At 36.8% G+C, this 22,209-nt stretch carries 19 protein-coding genes; 11 read left to right on the top strand and 8 right to left on the bottom strand.

The window, feature by feature from the left end; genetic code table 11:
* Positions 1–318: 318 nt before the first annotated feature.
* The 4 genes from P3T75_RS02880 to P3T75_RS02865 all read left to right on the top strand — a co-directional run bounded on the left by P3T75_RS02880 (position 319) and on the right by P3T75_RS02865 (position 4,908).
* The gene (locus P3T75_RS02880) at positions 319–1,575 is read left to right on the top strand and encodes an extracellular solute-binding protein (protein WP_282462164.1); all 1,257 of its coding nucleotides are present in this window, start codon (positions 319–321) and stop codon (positions 1,573–1,575) included.
* 201 nt (positions 1,576–1,776) lie between these two features.
* Complete coding sequence (locus P3T75_RS02875; RefSeq protein WP_206904482.1) at positions 1,777–3,126, top strand: carbohydrate ABC transporter permease; 1,350 nt, start codon at positions 1,777–1,779, stop codon at positions 3,124–3,126.
* A gap of 3 nt (positions 3,127–3,129) precedes the next feature.
* Positions 3,130–4,002, top strand: coding sequence for a sugar ABC transporter permease (locus P3T75_RS02870; protein WP_230709440.1), 873 nt, complete (start codon positions 3,130–3,132; stop codon positions 4,000–4,002).
* 546 nt (positions 4,003–4,548) lie between these two features.
* On the top strand, positions 4,549–4,908 hold the full coding sequence (locus P3T75_RS02865) for a YxeA family protein (RefSeq protein ID WP_206904478.1): 360 nt from the start codon (positions 4,549–4,551) through the stop codon (positions 4,906–4,908).
* A gap of 272 nt (positions 4,909–5,180) precedes the next feature.
* Here P3T75_RS02865 and P3T75_RS02860 read toward each other — a convergent pair whose 3' ends face one another.
* Positions 5,181–6,581 carry a C69 family dipeptidase gene (locus P3T75_RS02860; RefSeq protein WP_230709442.1) on the bottom strand — a complete coding sequence of 467 codons (1,401 nt, stop codon included), beginning with the start codon at positions 6,579–6,581 and terminating at the stop codon, positions 5,181–5,183.
* 163 nt (positions 6,582–6,744) lie between these two features.
* Between P3T75_RS02860 and P3T75_RS02855 the strand changes: the two genes are divergently transcribed.
* Positions 6,745–7,077 carry a hypothetical protein gene (locus P3T75_RS02855; protein WP_230709444.1) on the top strand — a complete coding sequence of 111 codons (333 nt, stop codon included), beginning with the start codon at positions 6,745–6,747 and terminating at the stop codon, positions 7,075–7,077.
* An 82-nt stretch (positions 7,078–7,159) separates the two neighbouring features.
* Here the strand turns inward: P3T75_RS02855 and P3T75_RS02850 are convergent, their stop codons facing one another.
* From P3T75_RS02850 to fdrA, 5 genes are all read right to left on the bottom strand, one after another.
* Entirely contained in the window at positions 7,160–7,999 is an 840-nt protein-coding gene (locus P3T75_RS02850) for a hypothetical protein (protein ID WP_282462163.1), read from the bottom strand.
* A 252-nt stretch (positions 8,000–8,251) separates the two neighbouring features.
* Positions 8,252–9,475, bottom strand: coding sequence for a dicarboxylate/amino acid:cation symporter (locus tag P3T75_RS02845; RefSeq protein WP_282462162.1), 1,224 nt, complete (start codon positions 9,473–9,475; stop codon positions 8,252–8,254).
* A 160-nt stretch (positions 9,476–9,635) separates the two neighbouring features.
* Positions 9,636–10,874, bottom strand: coding sequence for an MFS transporter (locus P3T75_RS02840; RefSeq protein ID WP_282462161.1), 1,239 nt, complete (start codon positions 10,872–10,874; stop codon positions 9,636–9,638).
* A gap of 24 nt (positions 10,875–10,898) precedes the next feature.
* Positions 10,899–11,714: a DUF2877 domain-containing protein gene (locus tag P3T75_RS02835; RefSeq protein WP_282462160.1), complete on the bottom strand. Its 816-nt coding sequence runs from the start codon at positions 11,712–11,714 to the stop codon at positions 10,899–10,901.
* Positions 11,704–14,712, bottom strand: coding sequence for a bifunctional FdrA/YlbE family protein (gene fdrA / locus P3T75_RS02830; protein ID WP_282462159.1), 3,009 nt, complete (start codon positions 14,710–14,712; stop codon positions 11,704–11,706). The genes P3T75_RS02835 and fdrA overlap by 11 nt, the downstream gene beginning before the upstream one ends.
* A gap of 210 nt (positions 14,713–14,922) precedes the next feature.
* On the opposite strand from fdrA, the gene P3T75_RS02825 reads away from it, so the two are divergent.
* The 3 genes from P3T75_RS02825 (at position 14,923) to P3T75_RS02815 (ending at position 18,061) form a co-directional block, all read left to right on the top strand.
* Positions 14,923–16,518, top strand: coding sequence for a PucR family transcriptional regulator (locus P3T75_RS02825; protein WP_206904456.1), 1,596 nt, complete (start codon positions 14,923–14,925; stop codon positions 16,516–16,518).
* Complete coding sequence (locus P3T75_RS02820) at positions 16,493–17,299, top strand: alpha/beta hydrolase (protein ID WP_282462158.1); 807 nt, start codon at positions 16,493–16,495, stop codon at positions 17,297–17,299. Before P3T75_RS02825 ends, P3T75_RS02820 begins: the two co-directional genes overlap by 26 nt.
* 102 nt (positions 17,300–17,401) lie before the next feature.
* A complete protein-coding gene (locus P3T75_RS02815; protein WP_206904451.1) occupies positions 17,402–18,061 on the top strand; it encodes a hypothetical protein in 660 nt (219 codons plus the stop codon).
* A 254-nt stretch (positions 18,062–18,315) separates the two neighbouring features.
* Here P3T75_RS02815 and P3T75_RS02810 read toward each other — a convergent pair whose 3' ends face one another.
* Positions 18,316–18,495, bottom strand: a complete 180-nt coding sequence (locus P3T75_RS02810) for a hypothetical protein (protein WP_206904449.1) — start codon at positions 18,493–18,495, stop codon at positions 18,316–18,318.
* 250 nt (positions 18,496–18,745) lie between these two features.
* Positions 18,746–19,540 (bottom strand): HAD family hydrolase, encoded by a 795-nt coding sequence (locus P3T75_RS02805; RefSeq protein ID WP_282462157.1) that lies wholly within the window; start codon positions 19,538–19,540, stop codon positions 18,746–18,748.
* Between the two features lie 264 nt (positions 19,541–19,804).
* Here P3T75_RS02805 and P3T75_RS02800 point away from each other — a divergent pair, with 264 nt between their 5' ends.
* Genes P3T75_RS02800 through proC form a run of 3 tightly spaced genes read left to right on the top strand, consistent with a single transcriptional unit; the run spans position 19,805 to position 22,011 of the window.
* Positions 19,805–20,458 carry an ABC transporter ATP-binding protein gene (locus P3T75_RS02800; protein WP_206904432.1) on the top strand — a complete coding sequence of 218 codons (654 nt, stop codon included), beginning with the start codon at positions 19,805–19,807 and terminating at the stop codon, positions 20,456–20,458.
* The gene (locus P3T75_RS02795; protein WP_230709457.1) at positions 20,439–21,197 is read left to right on the top strand and encodes an ABC transporter permease; all 759 of its coding nucleotides are present in this window, start codon (positions 20,439–20,441) and stop codon (positions 21,195–21,197) included. The genes P3T75_RS02800 and P3T75_RS02795 overlap by 20 nt, the downstream gene beginning before the upstream one ends.
* Positions 21,198–21,228: 31 nt before the next feature.
* Entirely contained in the window at positions 21,229–22,011 is a 783-nt protein-coding gene (gene proC, locus P3T75_RS02790) for a pyrroline-5-carboxylate reductase (protein ID WP_282462156.1), read from the top strand.
* Positions 22,012–22,209 lie beyond the last annotated feature (198 nt).

Here is a 22,209-nt window from a genome sequence, read left to right as displayed (position 1 = left end):
AGTTCATTTCGGCTTCATTATGACATATTAAAATTTGAATTTCAATGAAATTACCGCAAACGATTGCATTTATATTTTTTTGCTTCTTTGCAAGTGTTACTAAAATGACCGATTCTTATTTTCGTTCGCAAAATTAGTCTATATCGTTAATTGTTTTCGTTATATACGTAAAACTTTTATGGAACTTTCAATTTGTATCACGTGTTTTAAAAAAGTGAAAAAAATATTTCAAATAAATTGCTTGACTATTTCCGCAATCGGTTGCATAATACATTTTGTAAGCGAAATCATTTAAATAATTTTTGGGAGGAACAAGAAATGAAATCAAATTGGAAAAAGTTATTGATGGGTGGCGTAGTTTTAAGTTTATCTGCTATGACATTAGCAGCTTGTGGTTCAAGTGATTCAAAAGATGACAGCGCAGATAACTCATCCGCAAAATCTGAAGAAGTAAAAGGTGATTTAAAAGTATGGATTGATACTGAACATATTCCAGCTATTAAAGAAGCTGTTGCTGATTTCCAAAAAGAATATCCCGATGTAAAAGTAACCATTAAAGCCGGTCAATCTGCTGACGCTAAAGCAGATGTTTCAAAAGACCCAGAAAAAGCTGCTGATGTTTTCATGATGCCCCACGATCAAATTGGTCAAATGGCAGAAGCTGGTCTTTTGTATCCCGTTGGTAAAAAACAAGCAGAAGAAATTAAAGAAAATAATACCGAAGCAGCTGTTAACGGTGTTACTTGGAAAGATAAAATTTACGGCTACCCTTATGGTGTTGAATCACAAGTTCTTTACTATAACAAAGCAAAATTATCTGCAGATGATGTAAAAACTTGGGCAACGTTAACCCAAAAAGGTAAAATCGGGACAAACTTTGCTGAAGCAGGTGCTAACTACATCTTTGGTCCATTATTCATGAGTAACGGCAATGTTTTATATGGTGAAAATGGTGAAGACTTAAAAGGAACAAACTTCAATGATGAACAAGGTGTACAAGTTCTTGACTGGATCGCCAAACAAAAAGATAATGCCGGTGTCGTTCAAGCCAACGCATCTGCCTTATCAAACTTACAATCTGGTAAAACAGATGCTTTCCTTTCTGGTCCATGGTCTAAAAATGATGTGAAAAAAGCATTGGGTGATAACATGGCTGTTGCAGCTTACCCTACCATTGATTTTGGCAATGGTCCAAAACAAATGAAAGCTTTTTTAGGTGTTAAAGTTTACGGTGTTAACCAACAAACAAAAGCACCACTAGCAGCCATGGCATTAGCAAACTACCTAAGTGGTAAAGAAACACAACAAAAAGAATTCGAAGTAAACGGCGTAATTCCTGTTAACAAAGAATTACAAGAAGATAGCAAAGTTAAAGAAGACGCTGTCGCAAAAGCAGTTATGGAAATGGCTGACCCAGAACATTCTGTTGTAATGCCCAAATTACCAGAAATGGTTTCATTCTGGCCACCAATGGACGCTTTGATTAACGACACTTACAAAGGCAAAATCGCCGCTAGTGACTACCAAGCAAAATTGGATAAATTTGTTGCTGATACATCTAAGTCAGCAGAATAAATCGTTATTAGTTTGACGCAAGTGTAAAATTTAAGGCCGATCAAAAAATCCCTGCAGATTTTTTCGCTCGGCCTTTTTAGTTAAGAAAGCTTGGCAATGCAGCTAGCTTTCAAACACAACTGGGAGTTTTGTTCAATTCTCCTTATTCAAAATTCCTCTTTTAAATACAAGCAGGAAAAACGAAAGTTAGGTGAAGACCACATGTTCAAAAAGAAAAACTATGAAACCCACATCACCTTTAGAGAGCTTTTTAAAAAAGGTGATTTGCCCACTAAATTATCTTTTTTCATTATGGGTGCTGCTAACCTGGCAAACAAACAAATTCCAAAAGGTCTTTTGTTTTTAGCCAGTGAAATTGGCTTTATTTATTGGCTTGTAACCAATGGTGCTCACGCCTTAGCGATGCTTCAAACCTTAGGCACAAAAAAACAAGGTTTGGTTTATAACGAAGATTTAGGAATTGAACTTTTACAAAAAGGCGATAATTCCATGTTGATTTTACTATTTGGGATTGCGGCTATTTTAGTCTGTGTTTTATTAATTATTTTATATGTTATCAACTTAAAAAGTGCACGTCACCTTTTTGAATTAAAACTATCTGGCGATAAAATTCCTTCAACTACTCAAGACTTACGCAGCTTATTAAACGAACGTTTCCATGTTACGTTAATGTCTGTCCCATTAATCGGTGTCTTGTTCTTTACCGTTTTACCGCTTTTATACATGATTTCCATCGCCTTTACGAACTACGATCATAATCACTTACCACCAAAAAGCTTATTTACTTGGGTTGGATTACAAAATTTTGGTAATGTCATTAGCGGTGATATGGCCGGAACCTTCTTCCCCGTCTTAGGCTGGACCTTAATTTGGGCCATCTTTGCAACTGTAACCAATTTCTTTTTTGGTATTATCTTAGCCTTATTAATTAACGCAAAAGGCATTAAATACAAAAAAATGTGGCGAACACTTTTTGTTATTACAATGGCTGTGCCGCAATTTGTCTCTTTACTTGTCATGCGTAATTTACTAAATGATGCGGGACCAATTAATGCCATCTTACAAAATTTAGGTTGGATTTCTAGCTCGATTCCTTTTTTAACAGATCCAATTTTAGCAAAAATTACCGTTATTGTTGTCAATATGTGGATCGGGATTCCAGTCACGATGTTAATTTCAACTGGGATTATCCAAAACTTGCCAACTGATCAAATTGAAGCTGCTGAAATTGATGGGGCGAATAAATTCCAAATTTTCCGTAACATCACTTTCCCACAAATCCTATTTGTCATGACACCAGCTTTAATCCAACAATTTATCGGCAATATCAATAACTTCAACGTTATCTATCTATTAACGCAAGGTGGTCCAACCAACTCTGACTTTTACGGCGCTGGTTCCACTGACCTTTTAGTTACTTGGCTTTATAACTTGACTGTCAATACGATGGACTATAATTTAGCCTCTGTTATCGGTATTTTGATCTTCATCTTATCAGCAGTCTTTAGTTTAATGGCCTACACGCGTACAAATTCATTTAAGGAGGCGTAAAAAATGGCGGTACAATCAAAAAGCAAAAGTTATCATAAAAAACAAAGAGCAACCCGCACGTTAATCTACGCCATTTTAACGATTATGGCAGTCTTTTGGCTCTTTCCTATTTTCTGGATTGTTCTTACGAGCTTTCGTTCAGAAGGGGGCGCATTTGTTCCTTATATCATCCCCAAAGAATTTACAATGGGAAATTATGCTACCCTTTTAAGTGATGCTTCAGGCAACTATCCTTTTGTCCGTTGGTTTTTAAACACACTTTTTGTTGCAGTTATTAGCTGTCTGCTTTCAACCTTCATTACAATTGCCATGGCTTATGCCTTATCGCGATTGCGTTTTAAACTACGGAAACCATTTTTAAAAGTGGCCTTAGTTTTAAATATGTTTCCTGGCTTTATGAGTATGATTGCGGTCTACTATATTTTAAAAGCAATGGATTTAACTCAAAGTTTGGTCGCTTTAATTTTGATCTACTCTTCGGGCGCTGCCCTAGGTTTTTATATTGCGAAGGGATTCTTTGATACCATTCCAATGGCCTTAGATGAATCTGCCATGATTGACGGTGCCAACAAATGGCAAATTTTTACTAAAATTACGCTTCCCCTTTCCAAGCCAATTATTGTCTACACTGCTTTAATGGCCTTTATGGCTCCGTGGATGGACTTTATCTTTGCCAAGATCATCATGGGCGACGATGTTAAAAACTACACCGTTGCGATCGGCTTATTCTCAATGATGAACAAAACAACTGCAAACTCTTTATTTATGTCTTTTACAGCCGGTTGTGTACTGATTGCAATTCCAATTACGATTTTATTTATCTTCATGCAAAAATATTATGTAGAAGGGATTACTTCTGGTTCTGTAAAAGGTTAATCAAAAAAATCCAAGCAAAATGCCTGCTGTACAATTATTTTCAAAACAATTGTACAGCAGGCGTTTTTATCTATTTTTTCAAATTTTTTCTTATCAAAAAATTCTCTAATTCAAAAAAAAATGAAGTAAAACGAAAATTACCTAAAAAAGAGGATATTGTCGCCTTTTATAATGAAGAAAATAACATTGTAGAACCTCTTGATTTTCCTATTTAGAATAATTATAATGCAATTTAGTCAAAACAGTTTAAAATGAGTAGTAGAAACAAGGATATTCCCCAATAACCTTAATTTCCCAATAGGCGGAAAACTATTCCCCATAGTTTCCGCCAAGCTATTTTTTTAGCCCCTTTAGCCGTATTACATAAGAAAATGGCATGACGCATTTTCTTGTAACAGATCACCTTAGCCTTTTAGAAGGCTATTTTTTTTACTTATGAAAATCGGCTTATTGCAAAAATGTAAGTCTTTCGCAATAAAAAGCTATGGTACCTTTTTTAAAATCCGTTTAAGATAGTGTTATAAAGTAAACAGGATGGTGGAATACATGAAAAAACTATTAATCGGCTTAGTGGTTGTTATCGTCGCGGCCTTTGGATTATTTAAATTTATTGAAACAACAGAGATGGGTGGCGATACCTATTATGTTCAAGTGACAACAGATGGTAAACAAGTGACCTTAAAAGATGACAGCGGCCAAGAATATTTAGACTACGAATATCAATTAACCGGTTACGATGAAAATGGCAAAAGTAAAGAATTAACCTTTCGTGCCAACAAAGAACGCCCCTTGCGGAAAAATGCATACTTAAAAGTTACGTACAATACCAAAAAAGAAGGCGTGACTCAGTGGGAAGAAGTCGCTGAAAAAGCGGTACCCAAAAAAGCATTAACGCATTTAAATTAAATCGCTATAACCTCCTATGATTCCCAAATTTAGCATAACGCCACAAGTTCTATTCATAAAAAAATTTAGGAACCACCCTTGCACAAATTGCGTAAGGAAATAAAATAGTGACATGACTTTCAAATTTTATAGCCTTTAACAAAGTGATTAATCTCAAAGCAACTTCTTTTGCGATAAGCTGCTTTGAGATTAATTTTTATTGCAAAAAAGAGCTGGGACTATAAGTAGTCCCAGCTCCTTTTTGCTTAATTGGCTTTTACAACGTATTCACATTAATCCCCTAAGTTAAAACGCAACTTCATTTGTGGTGCACCAAGCATTACCATTTGTCCAAGCAGTTTTGTTGTCAACTCTTTGGCTACTTTGGCATACTCTTCATTCACTGAAGCTAAATAATTTGAGCTATCTTCTTCGTTGACTGCATTTTGATCTGCCTTGTGTTGGATATGACGAAAAGCGGCAACACTATCTTGTACATAATCATCCCGTACATCTGAATATAAATTATAATTTGTATCCCCTAAAACGGCGATCACGCCACTTAACCAATACATATTATCCAAACTAAAATCTTCTTTTACTTCTTTATAAAAAGCTGGTGTATCTTCTACATTTGCATAAAATGGCACAACAGTGTTAAAGGTATTCGGACCAAAAGCCAACCAATGAATACCTGCAATTTCTTTTGGTACGTCATTACGCAATTGCAAAATGTGTACTTCTTGATTGCGGTTAATGCCGATGGGACGCAACTGGCTTTTTTGTGCTTTCGTACCGTCGCCATAACAATCATAGACTGTTTCTTCATAATGAGAACTTAACGCCCATTTGATATCTTCCACACTTATTAAACGATTGGCTTTACAAATAAATGGCAGATTTTGATCAAAGGGTGATTGTTCTATCTCTGGCGTGAAGAAGCGTTGCACATACCAAGCCCGCGGATTGTTGTATTGGTTATCTTTTACCGTTGCACTACCAAAGATGTGCCGTAAATTATAGCCAGTATAATCAGGATTTAAATGATAGGTGTGAATCAATTCTTTTAAATCTTTCGAACACAATGTATCGGGTGAATCAAAATCAAAGTCAGTAATATTCATCCGATTAGGTGCCACCACATAAGCATCATCTGGAATTTTAACAGCAGCCCAGTGATGTCCACCGATTGTTTCAAACCACCAAATTTCATCCTGATCAGAAAAGGCAATACCATTTGGTTCATACGTGCCGAATTCTTCTAACAATGCGCCTAAGCGTTTAACGCCTGCTTGGGCACTTTTAATATATGGCAAGACGATAGTCAGCATATCTTCTTCCCCAATACCGCCTGTCACATAAGGATCGACTCCCAAAATCCGAGAGTTGCTTGTAATTGTTTCAGTTGCTGACATGGCAACATTCGCGCTATTAATACCAGATTCTCCCCAAATACCGATTTTAGGTGAAACATCCGGCGTAGCAGTATAACGCAAGGGATTGTCAGGTAATTTTATTTCAACACCACTAATAACAGCTTTGTAATTTTGCACTTGTTCTTCTGGTTTTACTACAATAAAATTCTTAGGATTTAATGGCGCTTCTCCATCTTCGTTGCGGGCAATCATAGTAGAACCATCAATTGAAGCCTTTTTTCCTACCAAAATCGTCGTACATGCACTGTGATTGTTCATTTTTTTCATCCTTTCACTAATTAATTGACTTTTACTTATTCACTAATTAAAGTGTAGACCTTCTCTTCATTTTTGTGAAACAAAAACCTTGAAAATGATGAAAAGGTAATCTTTACCCCCATTTTCAAATAAAAGTTATAATAGAAAAAAAGGAGGAATTACCATGTCACTACTTGTTCCCACTAACATGATTGAAGTAACTGAAAAATTAGCCGACGACAAAAATCGAGGTATCACAACGACTGAAGAAAAAATTATTTTGCAAGCCGTTTTAGACAATGCACAAGATATTTTAAACGGTGCACTTGAAGGACCTTATTGGAAAGTGAACTGGCAAAAAGAAGATGAAAGTCTGGTTATCTACGATATTATGAACAAAGAAGTCGGTACTGTCACGCCAGCAGGTAACAGCTTTAGTGAAGACTTTAAAAACAATGCTGCCCATGTTATTCGCAGCTTAGACGATCAAATTCAAAAGATTGTCAACAATGCCTAGTGAAAATCCAAGCAAATAATCTCATGAAAATAAAAAGATAGACCACGTTTACAGCAATGAAGCTGAGATGTGGTCCATCTTTTTATTTTTGCCAAACAAGAACACTGGCATCGTCACTTTGTTTAAAACGCGGATAGGTTAGCAATTTTGCATCTTCACCTTCTAACTTACGAAGGTGATTACAGGCGGCTACCAAAGTCCCATAATCTTGAAAGTGACCTAACTGATGCGGTGTACATTCATTAAAGGTATCCACTAACCGATAAAAGCCATCACTGGTAATGACTATTTTTTCCAATTGGTCAGCTGGTACACTTTTTTGTGATAAGCGCGCAATGCCAATTGGGGACGGGTCTAAAATCGCATATCCGTTTGGTGTATTTTTTGTTTGCCGATTTTTTACCAAATCTTTTGTCACTGCCGCTTTTGCAGCCTCAATTGTTTCGCCTTTTTTTAATAGTTGATGAAAAGTTGAAACAATTCGTTGATCATTTTGTGGAACGGTCCGATCATAGAAAGTACGCATTTGTTGGTTTAAAAATGCAGTGATTGGTGAATCTCCCAACCAACTAAACTCCATTTCCGTGCCAATTTTACGATAACAACTAAATGTGGCACTCGGCCACAAATCAGGGGTTAGCTTCCCTAATTCTTTGCGGTAATTTTGTGCAAAGCTGGTAACAGCCTGCATCAAAGCACGACTTGTTGCCATTTTTTCATTCGCCAAAAGTGTTATCAGTTGACCGCCGATAAAATGGCTAAAAACCTGCGCATCACTCATACCCGCCAAATAATTATCTCCTAATCCACTGGCACCATCTAAAATAAAACCAAATGTATCATTGCCGTAGACAAAGTCTTCATTTTGTTTGTTGCCACGATCCGTATAAAAGAAAACAGACATTTCTTTTCTTCCCTTCAAAAAATAGTAAAAAAAGCTTCTTTACATATTTTTCTATAGTATCACAAGAACATTAAAAAACCAGTGGCGTAAAAAGGTAAATACAGCCTATTTGTCCTCATAATAAAAAAGAGCTTGATAGAAGTGTTCAGCTTCAAGATCAAGTAGATATGATTCCAGCTCCTCAGTCGACTATTGCTAACAATGTTATATCTTAAACGCCGTTTATTCAAAAGAAAGAGGTGGGACAAAAATTTTCTCCCACCTCCTAGACTAACTTTTTGTTTGATTGAAAATGTCATAGTCAATTTCATTGACAGACTTTGCTACTACAATCGCTGAATAAACATCTGAATTTACATTTAAAATCGTCCGAAGCATTCCCACAAACCATTCTACCCCAGCAAATATTGCAATACTTTCAATAGGTAGACCCATTTGAGGTACAATAATCGCCAGCGAAACAAGGCCTGCTCCTGGTACCACAGCATTTGCTAAGGAAACAAACGTTGCTGTTATCGCCAGATAAAACATTTTCTCAATCGAAAAATCCATTTGATACATTTGGGCAATTGTCATAACGGTAATCGCCATGTGCATAGCCGAACCATTACTGTTTAATGACATCCCCAAAGGTAAAACTAAATTGGTAATACGATTGCTTAACCCTAATTTATGCCGGGATTCTTCCATCGCAATTGGTAGTGTAATCGCTGAAGACGTCGTCGCAAGCGCCATCACCGACATATTTTTCATATTCAAAACCAGCCGCCATGGATTTAACTTGCCATAAAGGGCGATTACGATTATCCATAAACCTAAAAACAGGAATGTACTTAAACCATAGACTAACAAATACTTCATTAGCGGCAATATAATCTTAATCCCCAACTCACTAATAGTAGAAGCAATTAGGGAAAAAATCCCGATTGGAGCAAAAATCATCACATAATAAATAATGTTAATAATGACTTCATTAAAATCTACAATAATCTGGAATAAGGATGAGGTTGGTTTTTTTTGCATAAATTTGCTGAGAGCTAAGCCAAAAAATAAAGCAAATACGATAATTTGAATAATAGAACCTTCTGCCAAAGAAGCAAAAATATTTTTCGAGAAAAAGTCACTGATTGTTTGACTTAAAGAAATTTCCTGCTCTTTAATTCCTTGACCTAAAGAGGCGGTCATATCCACACCATAGCCGGGGTTAAACAAAACTGCAATGAAAATACCCCAGCTAGCTGCCAATAGTGATGACACACCAAAATCTATAACCGTGCGAATACCTAAACTCGTTAACTCTTTTGGCTTAATGCTGCCAACTGCTTGAATAATTTGACCTAAAACCAAAACTGGTATTGCCATCTGCATCAACTTTAAGAAGATATCGCCAATAATTTTTAAGTAGTGGGCCCATTCTGGTATAAACAAACCAAATGCCAAACCTAAAACGACAGCAATCAATATTTGGGTGATCATGGAGAATTTTTTTGTCATTTTCCTCACCTCTATAACTGTAATGATCGCCCGCCATCTTTAGTTTTTCCCCGCAATCATAAGACGATAGCGCTGCGATTAAAATAATAGCTGTGGTAGTTGAAATTGTTTTTATAAATCAAAATCGTCTTATTTTAGCTCCGACCACAGCTATTAAAAACTATGCTTCTTCCTTTGTATCTTTTGCTAAAACTGCAAAAACGAGTAAACCAATCACTTGTAAAACACAAGCAAGATAAAAACCGATTTTCATAGAACCAACGGTGTCTGCTAAAAAGCCGGTAATATAAGGTGCTAAAATGGATCCAGACATTCCAATAAAGTTATACGCACTTAAAGTAGTCGACAAGGAACCTTTTGGTGCGTTTTTTGTCACGTAAGCTACAACGATTGGATCAAGAGCCAATTTCCCAGTCAACCCGTATAAAATTAACACCGCAATTAATAGTGTACGATTGGTTACAAACGCAATTGAAAAGACTGATAGAATGGCTAATGGCACAAGTAAATACACTAATTTTTTGGTACTGCCAGATTTATCGGCAATACGTGCAAAAATCAACGCTCCAGGAATTGACGCCCACGGTACTAATGAAGAAATAAAACCTACGCTCGTGCCAGCAAAACCCCGTTCAGCAATTAGAAAAGATGGCAACCAGGTAATAATAACAAAATTGGCATAAATGCTTGTGAAACATAAAATGAATGCAGCCAGTAAGTTTTTGTTGGAAATAATTGATTTAAAAGAAACTTTATTTTCAGTAGGATTTGCTGCCACTTTTTTCGCTTCATCTTCTGGACGAATAACCTTTTCTTTTAATAATGTGTAAAATAAAATGGCAACAATAATCGTCGGTACCGCCATAATGAAGAAAGGTTTACTCCAATGTTCCCCATTTTCCAACACCAATTTACTGGAAAGTAAGTAGCCACCTGAAGTCCCAAAGGCCATCCCACTGTTAATAATAGCCGTCCCTAATGTTAGTTTACTTTTAGGAATAGATTCTGTTGATAGAGCATATTGTGGACCATAATACGCACCTTGACCAATACCAGCCATTGCCCGAATAATTAAAAACATGACAAAGGTTGTTGCTAGCCCACTAAAATACGTCATGACACCCATAATTAGAAAACCAATCGTAATCACTAATTTACGACCAATTTTATCGCCAATAACCCCAAATGGTACTTGTGCAATTGCATAGGTCAAAAAGAAAATAGAATTGGCTAACCCTAATTGGGTATTACTTAAACCAAAATTTTCACCAATAATTCCCATAATTGGATTGAAAATCGTTCGGGTGGCATACATTAAAATCCAGCCAACAAAAAACAAGGCGACAACTTTAATCCAATAATTATTGCTCACTTTTACTGCTTGTTTGGAAGATTCCATAGTCTTGCTCCTTTTTTCAAAAATTTAAGTATTTAAAACTGCAGTTATCCCAAGATAAATGCCATAACACATATCTTTTCCCGATGTGTGTCCAATTGCCATAATATTTTGAATATCTTGAGCTAAATTTTCTTTGCGCTGTTTTTTTAAGTCTTGATACAATTGATAAATCAACGAGTTAACGTAACCTGTCTCACAACTTTTTATATAAGCCCAACTAATATCTGTCGTGCGTCCTTTTTGTTTAGCCAATTTAGCTACTAGATCTGTGGCGTAAGGTTTTCCTAAAATACGGGCAATAAAAGCATAAGCAACTAAAATATCATCCCCACTTGGGGTTAACCCTTGCCCACGACCAATTAGAAATTTAGTTACCGCCTCCCAATTTGCTTGTTCTGGCTGCAACAATTGATTTTTAACAGCTATAAAATTTACGTCTTTTTGGATACCAATTTTTTCTTCCAAATCGGCTGCTACTAAGAGCTGCTGCAAAAATTGCAGCGGCTCTTTTTCCAGATGTGTAGCAGACACTTTTAAAGAAACACTTGTGTAATCTATGAGAGGTAAGGTTTTAACTTGCATTTGATTATAAAAAACAATGCGGTCATTTTTTATTTTAACGGGATCTCCTTGTTTGACATAAGGTTTTAATGCTGCAAACATTTCTGTTGGAACAAACAAACCAAAGCAAGAGAGATATTCATGATAATTGGCCACATTAATTAAGGCTTCACCAACTTTGAGATTAAAAGAATGCTCAAAAACGCTGTGCACCGATCCAATTACGCCAAATTTTTCCAAAGGCAAGAGGTAATCACTAATAACAATTTTAGTCAACATGAATATCCCACACTTTAGCATAAGCCTCTAATGCTTTTTCAAAACAGCCTAAAGGTGCTCTAACTGTACCGGCACCGACTTGTCCAACACCGGCTTTTTTATGCGCGATACCGGTATTAATAATTGGTGTAATTCCCGTTTCAACAACTTTGCGAATATCAATTCCCAAACAAGTACCTTTAAAATCCCAAGTTGGAATTGTCCAAGTCGGATTATGCGTTTGACAAATTTGCTCCATTTCATTGGAAATATCCAAAGCATCTTGAAAACCACCAGCGCCAACAAATCGTGTCACTCCTGGTGCGGCCACCATTGCCATCGCTCCAACCCCAACCGTTTCAGTAATAGCACTATCGCCGATATCGGGATTACCATCTTCTTCTGTAAAACCGGTGAAGTATAATCCTTTTGGTGTATTAACAGGTGCTGTGTACCAATCATCACCGGTTTGAGCAATGCGAACACCAAAATCAACACCATTACGTGTCATGGTCGTGACAATTGTCCCTTTAGTATCTTTACGCGCAGTATCTACAATTGCTTTACCTGTCGCCATCATAATATTTAAGAAAAATTGATCCGTATCAGCTAAGAATTTAATGACGTCGTATTTTTCTTTTTCGTCCATTTGTAGTTTAACGATTAGTGGCGCTACCTCTTTTAGAAAATTAGCAGAAGCCGCAATATTTCGTTGGTGGAATTCATCTCCCATCGTAATGGAACGTGCAATTAAAACGTTTAGATTAATGCCTTCTTGAGTTTGTTTTAAAGCTTTAGCAATTGTTGGGCCCAAAATGTCTTTCATCCAATGCAGGCGATCGACCACTTCTTGTGAGTAAGCACCAAACCGCAATACTTTGCCGATACCTTCATTCATCGTACAGTATGCATTTGTACCATCTAAACGATTTTCAATAACAACCACCGGCATATTGCCAGAAGTAATCCCCCCCATTGGCCCGACTGCGTGAACATGATGGCATGGAATAAAACGAACTTCGCCATTTTCCAACATTTGTTTTGCCTGTGTTTCATCTTTGGCCCAGCCTTCAAATAAAGCCGCACCAATGCATGATCCTTTCATCGGTCCAGTCATTTGCCCATAAGTAATCGGTGGACCGGCATGTAACAAGGTTTTTTGTGCTTCATTTAATTCTTGAATAACTTCTTTGGCTGGTCGTACATCAACTAAAAATGGTTGTGAATTCTTAATTTTTTCAATTACTTTGTCATTTTCAGCCTGTATTTCTGCTGCATGGTCTTCTAATGCACTTAAAATTTTAATCATTTTTTTATTACCACTCGCACGGGGACGCCAATTAAATTGAACCGATTTCCCCCCGTAATCTGTAATCGAATCGTTGAAGCTTTGCAGTCCCACATTAATAATTCGTGGCTTCGTGCTTAATAACTCCATGACGGCTTGACTTGCCTGGGGAATCGCAACTTTTTCACCTGAATAAGCTACGACTTCTTTATCTGCTTCAGAAATTGTGATGCCCTTTAGTAATAATGCCAATTGCACAGCTTTCGCGTTACTTTCGGCGACATAAATGCCCGCTTCTTCTAAGCGTTTCACTGTTTCATCATAGTTTTGTGGATCTTTTCTCGTACCCACAACCGTTGCAACAAAATAAAGCGTACGTCCTTCATTTTGCGCTTTTGCTAATTCTTCTTTTATCGCTGGCAACAACGCGCCCGCCATATCTTCGTGTGCACCATAACCCAAAACAACATCAAATAAAATAATGCCAGTTTCTTTTTGCGCACCATATTCATGGATTTTTTGAATTCGCACTTCAGGATCAATCATCGGATGTGGCTTTCCTTGGGTATATATATCATCACCTAAGTCAATCACATCATAACCATTGGATTTTAAAATATAGCCTGCTTGCTTTATTAACCCCTCCAAACCTAATGCTTCTGAAATCATCATGCCCGCTTCTGCTGCCAATGTCCCGCCAGAGTATAAACCTTTCACCACTTTATCAGTAGACAAGACAGGTACAGCTGGTTTTGCCATCGCTTCAAAATAATTTTTTTGGATTGGTTTTTCATTAGCTAAATCAATCGCAATTTTTGCGGTCTCTTCTAATGTATGTGCTAAATAAACTTTCCCTTCATGAGCGGTGGGTTTTTCTCCTAGAAAAATCGCGACAACTGGTTTTGAGACACTTTGTAACAATTGCACCACTTCATTGCGCACTTCTTTTGCAGGTGGCTTAGAGATTACGCAAATCACATCAGTCGGTTCGTGATTTTCTAAAGCCACAATGGCATCTTTTACCGTAGTTGCACCAACCTTATCACTTAAATCGCGACCGCCCGTTCCAATAGCGTGAACGACGCCATTTCCTAGCCGATCAATAATAGTTGTCACTTCTTGGATACCCGTACCAGAAGCACCCACAACACCGATATTCCCCGGAGAAACAACATTCGTAAATGCAATCGGGATACTAGATATAATCCCTGTACCACAATCTGGCCCCATCATAAGTAAGCCTTTTTCGTGGGCCAAATTTTTCAAACGCACCTCGTCTTCCAAAGAAACATTATCAGTAAATGAAAAGACATGCAGACCTTCTTTTAACGCTTTTTCCATCTCAGGCGCGCCATATTCACCAGGAATACTAAACAACGCCATATTAGCATCTGGCAATTGTGTTAATGCCTCTTCCCAAGAAGTGGCCGTTTTATTTTCAGTCGTTTCACTTTTGGTGGATAAGTCATCTAAAAAAGCGTGAACAGCCGGCAGCACTTCTGCCATAATTTCTCCGTCTTCACTATCGACGACTATCATTAAGTCATTTGGTGAAGCACTTTGAGCTTGTGACGTTAACAGATTCGTATTTTGTAAAATATCTTTATTTGCATCTGTCCCCATCATAATTTGGCTCATGCTGACATTTGGTAAATCATTAATTTTATTTGTTAATAGCATGAGATTGATTGAGTCTTGATAATTATTTTTCAAAATCACCGTTTGTAACATACTATTCCTCCTTGTTTTCAAAAAAATCTCCTGAGAAATTTCACTTATTAAAACCAGTCAATTTAAATCAGCTGACGTCAAAACTGATGTTTATTTATTCCTGATTTTCTTTACACTCTTATTGTATTTTTTATTGATTGCGTTTACACTTGATAATATTCCAAAAATTTTACATATTTTTTATCCAAAAGCGTAAAAAAGGAGAATAAAATGAGAATATATGAATTATTGCGGTTAGAAATATTTCAAAACAGTCAGTTGTTAACCGGAGAAATCGGTTTAGAAAATGAAATTGAATCGGTGATGATTTTAGAAGCGTTGGATATTGAGAAGTGGAGTCGAAAAAATCAGCTGATCTTAACTTCCCTTTATGCCTTTGAAAACATGGAACTAGCTGAAATTGAAGACTTTTTTCAAAAAATGCGGGGAATTGGCGTCAGCGGTATGGTGGTCAAAGTCGAACGCTTAATTAACCGCGTACCGGAATGGCTTTTATCGTTTTGTGGAAAATATCAACTCCCCTTAATTAAAGTAAAAAAAGATGTTACCTATGAACAAATTGTTTTGGCAATTTATCAGCCCATTTTGAATCATCAATCGCATGTTTTAAAAACATATTATGAAGTCCGACAACGTTTTAACCGATTGACCCGGAACTTTTCTTCTTATGAACAAATCATGACGGAGTTTTATCATATGATTCAAAAAGATTGTCTTTTACTCTTGCCAGAACAAAAATTGACGTTGCGCTTTGGGACGCTTCCTCACGAGTTAGTGGTCACCAAACGCGTCAAAATGCCAATTGGAGAATTTAGTAAAAACCACTATGAATTGTTAACTTTATTTTCCCATAGTGAGAGTAAAGAATATTTTGCTCTTGAAACCAATATCGCCAACAATTTTAGTAGCGAATGTACTCTTTTAGTTCACGAAGGTGAAGTTGGTCTAAAGGAAACCGATTTGATGATCATCGAAAACTTAATTGATGTTATTCAAGAAAAACTGCAAATGGATTTTCTGATTAAAAAAGACCGTTACACCCGCTTAAATAACTTAGCGGATGCCATTTTACAAAATACCCCTAACAATTTAGATGAAGTAAAAAGCCTGCTAAAAGAAGCTAAAATGGACTACTATCCTTACTATCAAGGCGTGGCCTTTGCCACAAAAGATTTACCAACAGAAGAAAAACGAATGCTACGAAATAAATTACGCAGTTTACGTACCCATACTTTATTTTTTGAACATCACAACTATTCGCTAGTTTTATATAATTTAAAAGATGAACAGCGCCGTCTATCAAAAGAAGAAATTCGCCGACAACTAGTTGATTCCTTACGTCAAAATTGTCATTTGGTAATTGCTACAAGTCCTATTAAACCAGTGGCAACAATCAAAGAAATTCTAATTGACTGCTTGGATATACTGCGTTTTAATCAAGAATATCTCATTGCAAACGTCGTAGATATTCAAGATTTGGGAATTTTTCGCTATTTTATTTCAGAAGAAAAACTCGCAGAAGTCGCTGATTTAATTTCCCCTGAACTCATTGACTTACAACTGCGACAACCAGAATTATTCAATACCCTGTTTACTTTTTTTAAAACCAATCGCAACTACAAACAAACCTCAGAAGTATTATTTTTACATGCAAAAACGATTCGTTACCGTATCGATCGCATTCAAGAACTTTTAGCTTTAGACTTGAACAATCCTTTGCAAACGATGAATATTGAAATCGCCACTTACTTATTACACTTAAAATTAAGGAGAAAAAAAATTGAAAAAACAAGTTACCTTAACTAGCGGCAGTAAAGCCACGATTTTTATGCCCTTAACCAAAATGGCCCCTCGCTATATCCTTTATTTTCACGGCGGTGGTCTAATTTTTGGCAGTAAAGCCGACTTGACCGAAAATTTGGCCCAAGTCTTTTTGCAACGGGGTTATACAATTATTAGCTTTGACTATTTACTAGCACCAAATAGTAGCCTAGCTGAAATCTTTGCCCAATTAAAACAAACTTGGCAAGAATTAGAAACAACAATTATTAAAGGGGCCCCTTTTAGTTTTTGCGGCCGTTCTGCGGGGAGCTATTTAATGCTGCTATTAACAACTTTTTTGCAAAAAGAAAACCGCACTTTGCCCCAGCAGTTAATAAATTTTTATGGCTATTATGATTTAACTTTTATTGACACACCGCGTAGTCTAAGTAGTGAGACCATTACTGAAGCTATGATCGAAGATATTGACCAAACGACACCCGTTTATGATGATCCTTTTATGAAACGCTTTTTACTTTATTTATATGGTGTTTCTCACAACTTGTTAGCGCAGTACTATGGCATTACAAAAGAAAATCAAAAACTGTTTACCTTAACGGAAGCTGATTTAACCAAGCTGCCACCGATTTTCAGCACGGCTAGTGCAAACGACAATGAGGTGCCCTTTAGATACAGTAAGACCCTCGCAAAAAAAAGCGCTGACAGTAAATTTGTTCCTGTTTATTACCTGCCCCACGACTTTTTAAAAGAAGAAAATGAAGCTGTCACTGACGTTTTCCATCAGTTAACAGCTTGGCTCAACTAGCTTTAAAATGGCTCTTAATTCAGTAATCACAGCATCTTTGGTATACTGAATTTAGCACTTATTGCAACAGTTACTGTTGACACTTTTGTTGGAGGTCTGTTTATGAATATTAAAAAAATCCAACTGGGTTTACTGACTTTTGGACTTTTTGTCTTAGCATTTAACTTTTTTGAGCTGGTGACAAAAGCCCGAACAGATTCCCCAGTAGTCTTTGTAGAATGTCTTGCCGGTATTATTCTGATTTATTTACCGCAATTATGCCGTAAGTTTCTCCGCATTGAAATTCCAGCCATGATCGTTATCTTTTACTGGTTCTTTTTATTAATTTCAGTATTTTTAGGAACTTGTCTACACTTAATTGCCTATATCAGTTGGTGGGACAAATTACTCCACAGTATCAGCCCGATGGTTTTAACTGCCCTTGGCTATGGCATTGCTGCTATTGCGCTAAACAAGGCGCAAAGTAAAGATGTTTCCCCTTGGTTGTTTTTACTTTTTGGTTTTGCTTTTGCTGGTGTCTGCGGTGTTTTCTGGGAATTTTGGGAATTTCTTTGTGACACCATTGGCGATATGAATTTACAACGTTACCGGGCTAGTGGTGTTGATCTTGTTGGCCGAGCGGCTTTAATGGATACCATGGGCGATTTATTAACCAATACCATTGGTGCGCTTATCATGGGTATCTTTGCTTTTACCCAATGTAGGGGCGATGCGAGCTACTTCGATAATTACCGCATCACCGTCTTGCCAAGAAAAAAATAATTTTTTACTGTAAATAAAAATACTCAAAAGAATGAATCTCACCTTAATCACCTTGAGAAATCAAACTTTTGAGTATTTTTTTATTTCTGCTGGACTACAACTACATGAGCCTTTTTTTAATTATTTTCCGCTACACTCCAGATGAAAGTTTATAAAATTGAAAGTCTAGTTTTGTCTTTATGACGTAAAAATTAAGACAACCAAAGAGATCAAAACAAGTAAATTTCACCTTATTCTTTAAATAAAACTTTTACTTAAGCAGTCAGTGCAGCTTCCATCGTGGCAATTTTTGCTAAGGCCACCAGCCCGCAATCTAAAACTTCGACCGTTACAGTTCGCTCTAAAATACTAATAACTTTGACTGTTTTTCGTTCCTCATAACCAATCACATCTGCTTCATAAATCGCATTGATACACACTTCTTCTTTTTTCATGGGAACCACCTCAAACTCTCTTTTGGAAGGTTATACCATGTAAAATAACGCTTGTAAATAAAATTCACTGATTATTCAAATAATTTTTACATTACGGTAACAATCGCAAGTTTAATACTTCCCGATTTTTAAATAAAACAAGCTATTAAAATAAGCATGTAGGACAATTTTTCAAAATTTTAATCGGCGATAAAAAAACCCGCAATTTTTTAGGGACAAAAATTAGTCCCTCTTTTCTTTTTTGTTATCGTCATTGTAGTTTTGCTAAAACAGAAGCCACACCATCTTCGTCATTTGTTTTGGTTACTTTGTCTGCGGCTTTTTTTACTGCAAGGGGCGCATTTGCCATCGCAATGCCAATACCAGCTGCTTTTAGCATAGGTAGATCATTGTAATTGTCTCCAAAGGCCATAATTTCTCTGCAAGTTATTTGATAATAAGCTGCAATCTTTCGTAGTGCTTCAGCTTTTGAAACCGCGCGATGCGTTATTTCTAAATAATTTTCTTTTGATAAATAAAGTGCACTAGTGGTTACTTGAGGTGTTAAAAATTCATAGGCTGCACTAATCTCAGCTTCACTTGCGATTAAAAGCAATTTATGGACCGGCACAGTTGCCGCTAAAGAAGCTAAATCTGCAACTTTTGGTGTTAATTGCGTAATTTTGCTTTCACCTTTGATGTGCTCATCGACTTTATTGACGTACCAGTTGTTTTCACTATAAAGATTAATTCCGATGTTAGGAAAATGAGCCGTTAATAACGTGAGGGTCCGCATAACCTCATATTTTTCAAGGGGCTTGGTAAAAATAGTCGTAGCCTCTTTTAAAATCAAAGCTCCGTTAAAAGCCACAAGTGGCACATTTTCCAGTGCTAACTCACGACTAATTTGTTTCATTCCTTCTGGTGAACGAGCTGAAGCTAAAACAAAAGGAATGCCTTTGGCTGTTAATTTCTTGACCTCATTTTTTAAATTATTACTAATTTGGTGGTGAAAATTCAAAATTGTGCCATCTACATCACTCATTACGACTTTAATTGCTACCATTGATTACCCTCTCCTTTAAAACAACTTGCCAATTTTATTATAACGAACTTACACCAAAAGTCTGCTGACAACTTCACTTTGTAAAGCATCTGTCCTAAAAAGAGGGCTTGCAGGAATTCATGGCTGCTTAAAACATTTTTATTGTATTTTTTTTGCCCACTTCTACGTGATTGATAGCCTTTTTCATTTAAGTCCTGTCAATAGAATTTAACAACTAACTCATTTAAAATAAATAGTTGAATGATTAAAACTAAGGAGAATTTTATGTCATTATTACGTCTATCTGAGGTGGAATACACCGTTGAAAATCAAAAGATTATCGATCAAATCAGTTTCACTTTATCACAAGGAGAATTTTTAACTTTAACTGGGCCTTCCGGTGGTGGTAAAAGCACACTGCTCAAATTAATCGCGACGTTACTCACACCAACTGCTGGCACGATTTATTTTGAGGATAACAAGCAGTCTGATTATGAGATAGCTACTTATCGACAACAAGTTTCCTACTGTTTTCAACAGCCAAGTCTTTTTGGAAAAACAGTTTACGATAACTTATCTTTTCCTGCCACTGTTCGTAATCAAGATTTCAATCATCAACGAGCCGAAGAATTGTTACAGCTTGTCGCCTTACCTCAGAACTACCTCGCCAAAAAAATCACTGAACTTTCCGGTGGTGAAAAACAACGGGTCGCCTTAATTCGTAATATTATGTTTTTACCTAAAGTTTTATTATTGGATGAGGTAACGGTCGGCTTAGATGAAAAAAGTAAAAGGATTGTCCACAATTTGATTGCAACACTTCAAAAAGAAAACATCACCATCATCCAAGTGACCCACGATCCAGCAGAAATTCACAGCGCCAGCAAAATATTGTGGTTAGAAAAGGGGAAAATCACCAATGAATCAATTAGCCGTTAATAATCAGTCATTAGTTTTAGCCTTTATTTTGGTCTTAGTTGCAGTTGCCATTAGCTATAAGGAGCAATTGGGCTTAAGTCGCGATATTTTTTACAGTATATTACGGGCTGTTATTCAATTATTTATTGTCGGTTATCTTTTAAAATATTTATTTCAAGTCAATAATTTCTGGTTAACAACCTGCATGAGTTTTTTCATTGTTTTAAATGCCGCTTGGAATGCCCATAAACGTAATCCCAGCATTCATAAACATTTTCTTGATTCCCTTGTGGCAATTTTTATTAGCACTTATCTTACTATGGGCGTTTTAATTGCAACAGGGGCAATCAAATTCATTCCTTCGCAAATTATTCCAATTAGCGGTATGATAGCTAGTAACGCTATGATTGCGATTGGCTTATGTTATCGCAATTTGTACGCTAAGTTCCATGACCAAAGACAGCAGGTTTTGGAAAAACTTGCGCTTGGCGCTCCGGTAAAACTAGCCGCTTTACCGATTTTGCAAGAAAGTATTAAAACAGCGATGCAGCCGACTATTGACTCTGCCAAAACGGTGGGGTTAGTAAGCTTGCCGGGCATGATGTCGGGTCTGATTTTTGCCGGCGTTGATCCTGTACATGCGATCAAATATCAAATCATGGTAACTTTTATGTTACTTTCAACTACAAGCCTTGGTGCAATTATCGCCGGTTACAAAGCGTATAAAAATTATTTCAACCATGATTTACAACTTCGCTAAAATTTTTAATTGATTATGAGGAGGAATTTAGATGAAAATTGCGTTTTTTGGTGCGGGTCAAATTGGGAGTGCGCTAATTAAAGGGATGCTTCATGATGACAAGGTAGCCGCTTTAGATATTTACGTTAAAGCAGGTCACAGCCAAACCGCAGAAAATTTACAAAAGGAATTGGGTTTCAAGCTGTTAACTGATTTATCTGATTTAACTGCCATGGATTTACTGATCATTGCGACCAATAATAGCAGTGTCCTACCCATTTTAAAATCGTTGCCCCAAACTGTATTAGCCAAGAATATTCCAATTGTTTCCGTAGCTGGTGGCGTAACTTTAAGTGACATGAAAGCAGTGCTTGGAACAGATTATCCTTTTGCTCACTGCATTCCGAACACTCCTGTTCAAGTTGGCGCAGGTGTTTTGGGAATAAGTTTTACAAAAAATATCAAACAAGAAGCGAAGGAATTTATTCTAAACAGTTTAGCCCCACTCGGTTCTGTCTATGAGGTACCAGAAACTGACTTAGAAATTGTGGGTTCTATTGCTGGCTGCACGCCAGCTTTTGTTGCGATGTTCATTGAAAGTTTAGGCGATGCTGGGGTGCTTCATGGCTTAAAACGCGAGTTAGCTTATGAATTAGTGGAACAAATGTTGCAAGGAACAGCGAAGTTAGCCATAGAAAGTAAAATTCATCCTGCAGCACTAAAAGATGGCGTTACGTCACCAGGTGGTTCCACAATTCGCGGGGTAGCTGCTTTAGAAGCAAACAACTTTCGTCATGCTTTAATTGCCGCAATTGATGCAACAATGTCAGAATAGTGTCAGAAATCAGTAAGAATTTGCTCATTTGAGTGACACCAATTGACTTTTTGCCCCCTTGTGCTAAAATTTCAATCAAGCAAATCAATTATTCGCTGCTACCGGGCAGCTTAAAGAGGAAACCATTCCGTTAGGTCTTTGTAGGAATGGTGCCCTCTTTTTTTATTTTGTCTTGCTTATCAGAGGACCTTTATATTG

Source organism: Enterococcus montenegrensis, from assembly GCF_029983095.1.
GTDB lineage: Bacteria > Bacillota > Bacilli > Lactobacillales > Enterococcaceae > Enterococcus_C > Enterococcus_C montenegrensis.
This window is presented reverse-complemented; position numbering and strand designations above follow the sequence as displayed.